The following is a 3,596-nucleotide window of genomic DNA, read 5'->3' on the forward strand; positions in this document are numbered from 1 at the left end:
CGCCTAACGAGACTCGTGTCAGCGAGTGGGACACAAGGGATTTTAGGGGACTAGTGAGTCAGCTGATGCTGGTCTGGCAGGGTTTCCCCCCCAATAACTTGCCGCTGTCGTATCCTGTGCCGTGGCAGGTTTACCCCCGGTAGTAAATTATGGGGATTCGGTGCTGCGATCGCCCAATACCCCCAAAACCCAAGTCTTGCTCCCTATCCGTTCGCCTTCTGTTTACCATTAAAAACTTTTATTGTCAAACACTTGTCAATTTTATTAACATTGAGTTACATTAATTTACAGAGAGACACAAGGAAACAAACGACAATGACTATCCTGATTGCACTGTTTATCGTTGGTTGGGTTGCAGCATCAGTAATCGGTACCCAAGCTTACTTCCGAGGCGAGCAGTCCAAGCCAATTCACGAACGCAACTGGCGTTCTGAGTCTTTTGAAAAATTGGCACAAAGCATCACCGGCACCGAAATTGATTACAATGTGCGCGTTCCTGGCTACGGTGTGATGGATGCCTATGCCAGCAACAACTTACCTGGTTAATGCATGAGAATCCCGGTTTCTCTAAGAAACCGGGATTCTGTAGTTGAGGTACACAAAGAAACCGGGTTTCTATGAAAAATCCTTGGTTTGGGAACGAGAGATCTACGCAGAAACTTTGGTGATAGGCTTGTCGTGCCTCATATCATGTCCTTAGGTATCGGTAGTGTATGGATGGCTAATTGCTAATTGCTCGCTTGCTAATTGCCTCCAGAGCAGCCATTAGCGATTAGCTATTAGCAGTTACACAACCGTTGCCTAAGGACATGATATAATTCCTACATAAAAAAAGCAGCAGGATGAAAAATCCTCCTGCCACCCAAAGGAGCAAACTTTTGCTAACTTAGAAGCCTACTAACTGGCGCGCTTCTAATCCGGAAATTTGTTGAGCCAAAATTAATCGTGCCCAGAGGAATTTATTCCCTAGCGGATTGGGACTTATTGACTTTTTAAGCAACGAGTTCCTGTGGTTCTTTAGGGATAGAAATTTCGGGAAGATTGAGGGTAAGTTGTTCGCCTTGGGGCAATGGTACTTGATCCAAAACTGTCACTTCAATATTCACCGAAACTAAGTATGAACCAGACACTTCGCCAATCGCATCAGCAATGATTTTGGCTAAATCTGGACGCTTGGCTGTCAGTGGCTCGCGTAAAGCACAACGATCCCATTCGTGCTTGGCATTGGGATTGAGGGTAAGAATGTAGTGCTTGGTCATAGGGCAATAAATTGAATCTATTCTCTAAAAAGACTTTGAGCCATTGAGAAGCCGATCTAGCTCGATGACCCTTTGCCTCTATTATAGTACATGTGTATTGTTTTGCCCAGTTGGGTTGGAGTGAAAGAAACGGGGTTTTTGAGAAAAACCCGGTTTCTGCGGCAATCTCGCGGATCCAAACGCACGATTTTTCCTATAAACCGGGTTTTTTGCCTAAATCCTGGACTATTTGCACAGAAGTGGATTCTGCCGCAGGCGGTAGGGAGTAGGTGTAGAATCAGTCAGAACCACCTCACCTTTTTCATTGGTGTACCACCCAGTCGCTTGCACAATTTCAGCCACAGGCGTCTCAGAATTAACATTATAACTGCGTATTTCCCCCCTGCTCCTCTGCTCGCCTGCTCCCCTGCTGATTTGGATCGATTGTCACCAAATCGACCAAAAAGGCTTCACCGGCGAGGGGTTCGTCAGGGCCCGGTGGAATGCCGCCGCGTCCGGTAACTGAGAAGCGACTGCCTTGCCGCGCGGCGGCGCAGGGGTCAACAACTAACCCTGTAACATCGACGACATGGGCGGGCAATTACACTAAACCGGAACTGGGGTCAACATCGGGAGTATTGATTTGCACGGTGCCGCTGAACTGAGGATTTGGCCCAGTGGCGGTGATGTCGCTCTCTGGGGTAGCAGAATCGGGGAACTGTGTGCCAAAGATGCCTTGGGCCTCGATGATAACCCCTGTCCAAAAGTGCTGGCACTCAGTCGAGCGCCGCCTGTGACCAATAGCGAATTGGTAGTAATCTTGATGCCGCCACCCTTGCCAACTGCTCCCTTTTCCACCCTGCTGAAGGCATTACCTGCATCAAAGGAGACGGTATCGCTGGCAGTAATCTTGACAGTTCCAGCATCTCCCTGTCCAAAAGTGCTGGCACTCAGTCGAGCGCCGCGGGCGATCGCCAGCGACCCTGTGCTAATCTCGATGCCACCTGCATCGCCTATTCCCCCAGATTGCACCGAATTGATGATAAAGCTGTCATTGGCGATCGCTACTACCCCTGTCGCATTAATTTCAATATTTCCTGCGCGACTATCAATAGAACCCAATTCAGATGCTATACCCGCTTGCAGTCCGCTTTTTTGCAAAATATCCAATTTACTGGCGTTAATCGCCATACTGCCGCCACCTCCAGCCCTTACGTTAACTCTAGAGCCATTGCTGAGAGACACATCTGCTCTGCCGATGCCATCAGGAAAACTCAAATTCCCAATATTGCCATTAATCCCCAGTCCAACTGTTCCCTCGCTGGCGACGCCTCCCAACTCGACGCGCCCTCCTGGTGCCAGCAAAATTCCGTTGCTCAAGCTGACATTGCCGCCAAAAAGTGCTAAAGTTCGACCTGGCTGTACCTGAAGATTAGACCCTTGCACCTCCACAGTTCCGGCCCTGCTGCCGTATTGCAAACCTATCGGTACGTTAATAGTTAGTAGGGGTGTGGTTTGAGCCGCAGTGGCGCTGAAAAAAGTGCCATCGGCAAATCTGATACTACTTGCCGTACTGCCAAAAAACGAACCGCCAATATTTAACCGTGCATTTGGCCCAAAAATAATCCCGTTGGGATTGAGTAAAAATAAATTAGCCGTGCCGTTGGCGAGAATCAATCCATCAATATGAGAAATATTTCCACCCGTGACGCGGGTGAAAATGTTTTGAATATCCACTGCATTATTAAAGAATGCTTCTGCACCCGTGGGAATCGAAAACTCGCGAAAGCTGTGGAATAGATTGCCACCTGCTGTTGTTTTGCCTTCGATTGTGTTGGTATTGCCGATGGGCGTGACGGTGGAATTAACGGGTAGGGTTGCATCTGGGACAATTTGCGCCTGGGTGGGAGAATTTGTTACAAAACATAACAAAAGTATGTCGCCTGTTAACCAAAATCTAGAGGAAAATGCTTTGATGAGCGAGAGAGGAAGCATCAAGATTTAGCCCAGTTAAAATGGTTTTCAGTAGTTTACCCGATCCCGTATCATATCCTTTGGTGGTTGGGGCACGGCAATAGAAAACCTTCTCGTTGATGGCAAAGCTGATGGATGCCGTAGAATATCCTTTGGTGGTTGGGGCACGGCAATAGAAAACCTTTTCGTGGATGGCAACGCTGATGGATGCCGTAGAATATCCTTTGGTGGTTGGGGCACGGCGGTAGAAAACCTTTTCGTGGATGGCAACGCTGATGGATGCCGTAGAATATCCTTTGGTGGTTGGGGCACGGCGGTAGAAAACCTTCTCGTTGATGGCAATGTCGATTGATGCCGTGCCCCTACTGGGATTGTTGATATCGT

General features: G+C 48.4%; 5 protein-coding genes. 1 reads left to right on the forward strand and 4 read right to left on the reverse strand.

Translation table 11 applies throughout. The features are described 5' to 3' along the window. The first annotated feature begins 315 nt into the window (after positions 1-315). Positions 316-546: a photosystem II protein, Psb35-related gene (locus MiSe_RS48175; RefSeq protein ID WP_226594483.1), complete on the forward strand. Its 231-nt coding sequence runs from the start codon at positions 316-318 to the stop codon at positions 544-546. 446 nt (positions 547-992) lie between these two features. Here the strand turns inward: MiSe_RS48175 and MiSe_RS48180 are convergent, their stop codons facing one another. From MiSe_RS48180 to MiSe_RS48195, 4 genes are all read right to left on the reverse strand, one after another. Continuing rightward, the gene (locus MiSe_RS48180; RefSeq protein ID WP_226594485.1) at positions 993-1,259 is read right to left on the reverse strand and encodes a hypothetical protein; all 267 of its coding nucleotides are present in this window, start codon (positions 1,257-1,259) and stop codon (positions 993-995) included. A 361-nt stretch (positions 1,260-1,620) separates the two neighbouring features. Further along, positions 1,621-1,839, reverse strand: a complete 219-nt coding sequence (locus MiSe_RS48185; protein WP_226594487.1) for a hypothetical protein — start codon at positions 1,837-1,839, stop codon at positions 1,621-1,623. A 5-nt stretch (positions 1,840-1,844) separates the two neighbouring features. Continuing rightward, positions 1,845-3,170 carry a filamentous hemagglutinin N-terminal domain-containing protein gene (locus MiSe_RS48190; RefSeq protein ID WP_226594489.1) on the reverse strand — a complete coding sequence of 442 codons (1,326 nt, stop codon included), beginning with the start codon at positions 3,168-3,170 and terminating at the stop codon, positions 1,845-1,847. Between the two features lie 25 nt (positions 3,171-3,195). Continuing rightward, on the reverse strand, positions 3,196-3,596 hold a 401-nt coding region (locus tag MiSe_RS48195), incomplete at its 5' end, for a hypothetical protein (RefSeq protein WP_226594491.1).

Origin of the sequence: Microseira wollei NIES-4236 (assembly GCF_020521235.1) — a bacterium.
GTDB lineage: Bacteria > Cyanobacteriota > Cyanobacteriia > Cyanobacteriales > Aerosakkonemataceae > Microseira > Microseira wollei.

Bases quoted from the DNA above. Each gene is read 5' to 3' on its own strand.
- MiSe_RS48175 (WP_226594483.1), top strand. From the start codon at position 316: ATGACTATCCTGATTGCACTGTTTATCGTTGGTTGGGTTGCAGCATCA.
- MiSe_RS48180 (WP_226594485.1), bottom strand. From the start codon at position 1,259: ATGACCAAGCACTACATTCTTACCCTCAATCCCAATGCCAAGCACGAA.